This is a genomic window from Actinospica durhamensis, from assembly GCF_018139695.1.
In the GTDB taxonomy this organism is placed as follows: Bacteria; Actinomycetota; Actinomycetes; order Streptomycetales; family Catenulisporaceae; genus Actinospica; species Actinospica durhamensis.
This window is the reverse complement of record NZ_JAGSOG010000390.1, coordinates 1-6,138: the sequence shown is the minus strand read 5'-3', so window position 1 is coordinate 6,138 and position 6,138 is coordinate 1. Positions and strand designations below refer to the sequence as shown.

Here is a 6,138-nt window from a genome sequence, read left to right as displayed (position 1 = left end):
GCGGGCGGGTTGGGTGAGCAGCGCGGTGAGCAGGCGGCGCAGCCAGGCGCGGGCGGCGTCGGTGTCGCGATCGAGCAAAAGCTGCACGGTGACGCCGTCGTACACGGCGACGACGGCCGCGGCGGCGCTGTCGGCGTCGCCGAGCACCGGCGGGAGCGGGTGGTGCGCGGCCAGTTCGCGCAGCCGGGCGGCGACGGCCTCGCGCAGCGCGGTGCGGTGGCGGGCCAGGGCCTCGGCCACGGTCGGGCGGCGCGCGGCGTGCAGCAGGAACTCGGTTTTGACGAGCAGCCAGTCCCGGTCGAGCAGCAGCACTTCGGTGACGCGGGCGACGAGTTCGGCCACGGATGGTTCGGGGGCGCCCTCGATCGCCAGCGAGGCGGCGAGCTGACCGGCGATCAGGCCGGCCCGGTCGTCGTAGAGGGCGAAGAAGAGCTCGTCCAGATCGGTGAAGTTGGAGTAGAACGCGCCCCGGCTGTAGCCCGCCGCGTCGCACACCGCCTCGATCGAGGCCTGGCCGAAGCCGGCGGCGGCGAAGACCGCGAACGCGGCGTCCAGCAGCCGGGCCCTGGTCTGCGCCCGGCGGCGGGTGACCCGGACGACGGGGGCGTCGGTCGCGGTCGTCATGCGGCGGCTCGATTCGATACGGCGGCGTATCCGATACGGCAATGTATCAATCGAACCGGGCCGCGGCCAGGGTCCGGGTCGCGGCCGGGCGCCGCGGTCAGCCGCCGAGGCCGCTGAGCCGGGAGAGGGTGTAGATCAGCAGCCCGGCCAGCGCGCCCACCACCGTGCCGTTGATCCGGATGAACTGCAGGTCCCGGCCCACCTGGATCTCGATCTTGCGCGAGGTCTCCTCGGCGTCCCAGGCGTTGACGGTCTCGGTGATCAGGGCCGTGATCTCGTCGCGGTAGCTCGTCACCACGTGCACGGCGGCGTCCTCCACCCAGCCCTCGGCCCGGGCCCGCAGCTCGCCGTCCTCGGACAGCCGGGTGCCGAGCGTGACGATGGCGTCGCGCAGCCGCAGCCGCAGCGCGCCGTCCTCGTCGGTGAACCCGGCCTGCACGATCTGGCGCAGCTCCGCCCACGCGGCGGTGGCGGCGCGCTGGGTGGCCGGGTGTTCGAGCAGCTCCTGCTTGAGCCGGTCGGCCCGGTCCATGGTGGCCGGATCGGTGCGCAGGTCCTCGGCCAGCTTGGCCAGGTAGGAGTCGATCGCGCGGCGGGCGACGTGGTTGGGGTCGTCGCGCACGGCCGTGGTGGCGCGCAGCAGCTCGCGGTGCAGGCGGCGGGCCATCCGCTCGTCGATGAACCGCGGCGTCCAACCCGGGGCCCGGCTCTCCACCGCGATCTCCACCGCCTCGGGGTGCGCCTCGAGCCACTCCAGCGCGCGCTCGGCCAGCAGGTCCACGATCGGGCGGTGCGCGCCGGACTCGGTGAGCCGGGCCAGCAGCCGCCCGGCGGGCGGTCCGGCCGGCATCCGCTCAAGGCCGCGGGTGAGGGTGTCGGTCAGCGACTGGCGCACCTTCACGTCGTCGAGTATCGACAGCGCGCCGCGGACCAGGCCGGAGGCCTCGGTGGCCAGGCGCGTGGCGTGCTCGGGATCGGTCAGCCAGGCGCCGAGCCTCCCGGCCAGGCCGACCGCGCGCAGCCGGGTGCGCACCACCGACTCGGACAGGAAGTTCTCGCCGACGAACTCGCTGAGCGAGCGGCCCAGGGCCTCCTTGCGCCGCGGGATGATCGCGGTGTGCGGGATGGGCACGCCGAGCGGATGGCGGAACAGGGCGGTGACCGCGAACCAGTCGGCCAGCGCGCCGATCATCGCGGCCTCGGCGGCGGCCTGCACGTACCCGGCCCAGCCGGCGCCGTGCCCGCTCTGCCAGCGGGCCACCACGTAGACGACGGTGGCGAGCGCCAGAGCGGCGCTCGCCACGGCCTTCATCCGGCGCAGGCCGCGCAGCTTGCTGGTCTCGGAGGGTGACAGGGCTCGCACCCGATCATTGTCCCCCGTCCGGGGCATGCGCGGCGTCAGCGGGGCCGGACCGTGCGGTCCGGACCCACCGGGGGCACTTCGTCAGCAGGCGCCGTCGTCGTTCCAGGCGCCGGAGGCACCGCCGGGCACCTCGTTGTAGTTCCACTGGTTCGCGGTCCAGTCGTGCCCGTTGTAGGAGACCTCGTTGCCGGAGGAGTACGAGCTGGTCGAGCTCCACGCCGTGGCGCAGCTGCCGCCGCCGCCCGAGGTGGCGGTGGCGCTGGCCGAAGCCGAGGCGGAGGGCGAGGCCGACGCGGACGCCGAGGGGCTGGAGGTGGTCGGGCTCGAGGTCACCGGCGGGGTGGCCCCGGCGAACTCGGCGTCGTACTTGGTGAAGTCCCAGCTGTTCTGGGTGACCGAGGAGCAGGTGCCGGAGAGGGTGCCGTTGTTGTCCGGCGGGTTGCACTCACGGTCGCGGTTGACCGCCCAGAACGAGTACCGGCCGAGGCCCACGCTCTCGGCCCAGGTCAGCACCGACTGGAAGTCGGTCTGGTAGAAGTACTCGGCCGAGTCGGTGCGCCCGTTCATCGAGGAGACGCCCTCATGCGCGTACGCGGTGGCCGAGCTCCAGCCGAAGGTCGACGTCAGGATGCTGTTGAAGCTCTCGAGCGCGGAGATCTGGCTGGAGGCGCCGGAGAAGCCGCCGTCGAAGGGCATGATGGTGAAGCTGTTCGGGGTGAAGCCGAGGGACTTGGCCTCGTCCAGCAGCTGCTCGCCGAACCAGCCGGTGCCCGAGGTGGTGCCCGGGATGGTGACGGAGATGTAGATCCCCGGGTTGTTCGCCTGCAGGATCTGCGCCGCGCCGAGCTCGTAGGCGATGGCGGTGGTGTTCTCGTATTCGGGCTCTTCCAGGTCCAGGTCGATCGCGTGCAGCCCGTAGGCGTTGATCACCTGCTGCTCGGCCGCGGCGGTGGCCGCCGCGCTGCCGCAGACCTGGCCCAGCTTGGTGCCGTTGTAGCCGCCGAAGGACACCGCCACGTCGCCGCCGACCGCGCGCAGGGCGCTGATCTGGCTCGCCACCGCGTCCGAGGAGGAGACCGGGCTCGAGCCGCCGTCCCAGGCGGGCGCACAGGTGGTGCCGTTCTCGGCCAGCACGAACGCGAGCACGTAGGCCTTCTCGCCGGTGGCGGCGAGTACCTGGGTCAAGTCTGGCGGGTTGTTGTCCAGCGGCATGTCGTAGGGCGCCGAGGCGTACCAGTTGCTGCCGAGCGCGGTGCTGGCGTACGCCGGGGAGCTGGAGACCGTGACGGCGGCCAGGGCTCCGGCCGTGATCAGGGTCGTGGTGGACACCGCGGCGATCGCGGCTCGGTATCTGCGCACTGCGTTGCTCCTTCAGGTGGGTGCGAGCGGCGACGGCGGCGTGCGCGTGGGACGCACGACACCGCGCCCCCTTGAGCCGTGAGAATGGACTAGACCAGATGAGCTGTCAAGAGATCCGTGGCCACGCAGCAGGTTTGCGGCCTGGGCCTTGCCGCGCGCAGGTGGATCAGTCCTGTGTCGAGGGCGCGCCGAAGCGCAGAATTCGATCACTCTGAGCTTTATGCCCCGTGCCGGTCATTCGCCGGCGCGCGCCTCGTCCTTGCTCTGATCACATGGCGTGATACAGGGGTTGACCGACTCGCCGAGGGCGCAGGCGACCGCCTCGTCCAGGTCGACGCTCAGGCCTCGATCGTAATACTCCTGATACTTGACCGGGCCCAGTGCGGCCGAGGCGAGCTCGCGGCACTTCTGGTGCGCCGCGCCGAAGTAGACGGACCCGAACAGCGGGGTGCCGACCGTCTTCCAGACCCGTCCGGCCGCGCCCTGCAGCGCCGCCGCGTGCTCGCTCTCGCCGTCGTTCGCCGCACACAGGGCGAGCAGCTCGATCGGCAGCACGATGCCGATCAGGTCGCGGAAGGCGTGGTTGATCCGCAGGCACTCGCGCGCCAGGGACGCGGCCTGGTCCGGGGTGCCCCGGGTGAAGGCGACGAAGGCGGAGACGTAGAGCACGTACGCCTTGGCCCAGCGCTCCCCGTACTCGTCGCACAGGGCGCCGGCCTGCTCGCACAGCCGCAGCGCGCGGTCGAGGTCGCCGGAGAAGGCCGCGGCCATGGCCAGCTCCACCCAGGCCATGATCACGTTGCTGTTGAGCTCGCCGAGGGCGCAGTAGCGGGCCAGCGCCTCGGCGAAGAGGGAGGCCGCGCGCACGTGCCGGTCGCCGATCAGGGCCGCGCAGCCGAGCCGGTGCACCGCGTACGCCTCGGCCCGCTCGTCCCCCTCCACCTTGGCCAGCGCCCGGCAGCGGATCAGCATACTGATCGCGTACGGCAGGTCGCCCTGCAGCACGCAGATGTAGCCGACCACCCACAGCGCCTTGGTCGTGGCCGGGCCCGCGCCCGGGGCCGTGGCCGCCTCCAGCGTGCGCTCGAGGTAGCGGCGGCCCTCGGCCAGGTGTCCCGCGCCGATCCAGAAGAACCAGAGCGTGCCGACCAGGTCGAGCGCGATCTCGGCCTCGTCCAGCTCGCCCAGGCTCAGCTCGACCGCGGCCCGGACGTTGTCGTGCTCCAGGGTCATCCGGGCGAACCAGCCGGCCTGGTCCGGGCCGAACCAGGCCTGCTCGCCGCGCCGGGCCAGCAGCAGGTAGTGGTCGCGCAGCCGGCGCGCGGCCGCCTCGGCCTGGCCCAGCTCGGCCAGCCAGCGGGCGCCGTAGTCGCGGATGGTGTCGAGCATCCGGTAGCGCGGGGAGCCGGCCGCGCCGACGCGCATCAGCAGCGACTTGGCCACCAGCCGGTCGAGCACCTCGTGCACGGCGTCGGCGGGCAGCGACTCGTCCGCGCACACCGCCCGCGCCGCCTGCACGTCGAACGCGCCGGGGAAGACCGAGAGCCTGGCCCAGGCCAGCCTTTCGTCGCCGCCGCACAGTTCGTGGCTCCAGCCGACCGTGGTCAGCAGCCGCTGATGCCGGTCCGCGGCGCCGCGCCCGGCGCCCGCCTCGCGCTCGGGCCGGTGCAGCAGGGCGAAGCGGTCCTCGAGCCGGTCGAGGATCTGACCCGGCGTCATGGTGCGCACCCGCACGGCCGCGAGCTCGATCGCCAGCGGGATCCCCTCGACCCGGTCGCACACCAGCGCCACCTCGGCCCGGTTCTCCGGGGTGAGCGCGAACTCGGGCTTGACCGCCGCCGCGCGCGCCAGGAAGAGCTCCACGGCCTCGGACGGCGCCGGGTCCTCGGAGCTTTCCGCCCGCGCGGCGCCGTGCGCGCCGTTCCCGCCGTCCCCGCTCGCAGCGTCCGCGGCCGCGCCGTCCTGTTCGGGGTGGCGCAGCGAGAGCGGGGCCAGACGCAGGGTCCGTTCCCCGAGCGCGCCGAGGGACTGGCGGCTGGTGGCCAGGATGACGAGCTCCGGGGCGGCCCGCAGCAGCCGTTCGGCCAGCTCGGCGCAGGCTTCGAGCAGGTGTTCGCAGGTGTCGAGCACGAGCAGCATCCGACGGTCCGCCAGATGGTCGGTGAGCACCTCGAGCGGCGGGCGGATGGTCTGGTCGGTCAGCCGCACCGCGGCGGCCACGAGGTAGCCGAGCAGGTCGGGGTCGGTGACCGCGGACAGGCGGACCAGGTAGACCCCGTCCCGGTAGTGCCCGGCCGCGTGCGCGGCCGCGGCCAGGGCGAGCCGGGTCTTGCCCACGCCGCCCACGCCGGTGACGGTGACCAGCCGGGAGCCCGCGAGCAGGTCGCCGAGCTCGGCGAGTTCGGCGCGGCGCCCGACGAAGCTGGTGGTGCCGATGGGGAGGTTGCCCCGCGGTCCCCCGACGCCGTCCACCCTCACCCCGACTCCAGCCTCCCGTCGCATACCTTTCCGAGCTTAGGCCGCGTGGCCGCCGCGTTGGGCGGTTTCCGGCAAACGTAACCCGATCCAGTGAAAGAACTACGGTTTTTCACCCCGCGCGCCGGGCCCTGGCGCTGGTCCGCGCGGCGGCGTCGGGCGGGGCCGTCCGGCGCCCTGGACGCCCCCGGACGCGTCAGTAAACTGACGCCGCGCCGTGAGAACATCCGACCTTCGGCCGGTTGCGCGGCCGGACGCCCGGGAGGACCCGTGATCCACCGCACCGCCCCGACCCGCCCGCGCCGCCCGCGCCGCCT

General features: G+C 73.4%; 4 protein-coding genes. All 4 read right to left on the bottom strand.

The genetic code is table 11. The features are described 5' to 3' along the window. Window positions 1-624: TetR family transcriptional regulator (locus KDL01_RS38285; RefSeq protein ID WP_212533620.1), on the bottom strand; the 624-nt coding region annotated here is incomplete at its 3' end. Between the two features lie 97 nt (window positions 625-721). Then, window positions 722-1,987, bottom strand: coding sequence for a DUF445 domain-containing protein (locus tag KDL01_RS38280; protein WP_307846778.1), 1,266 nt, complete (start codon window positions 1,985-1,987; stop codon window positions 722-724). 81 nt (window positions 1,988-2,068) lie between these two features. Further along, window positions 2,069-3,346: a carbohydrate-binding protein gene (locus KDL01_RS38275; protein ID WP_212533618.1), complete on the bottom strand. Its 1,278-nt coding sequence runs from the start codon at window positions 3,344-3,346 to the stop codon at window positions 2,069-2,071. A 234-nt stretch (window positions 3,347-3,580) separates the two neighbouring features. Then, window positions 3,581-5,848 (bottom strand): ATP-binding protein, encoded by a 2,268-nt coding sequence (locus KDL01_RS38270; RefSeq protein ID WP_212533617.1) that lies wholly within the window; start codon window positions 5,846-5,848, stop codon window positions 3,581-3,583. Window positions 5,849-6,138 lie beyond the last annotated feature (290 nt).

Bases quoted from the DNA above. Each gene is read 5' to 3' on its own strand.
- KDL01_RS38270 (WP_212533617.1), bottom strand. From the start codon at position 5,848: ATGCGACGGGAGGCTGGAGTCGGGGTGAGGGTGGACGGCGTCGGGGGA.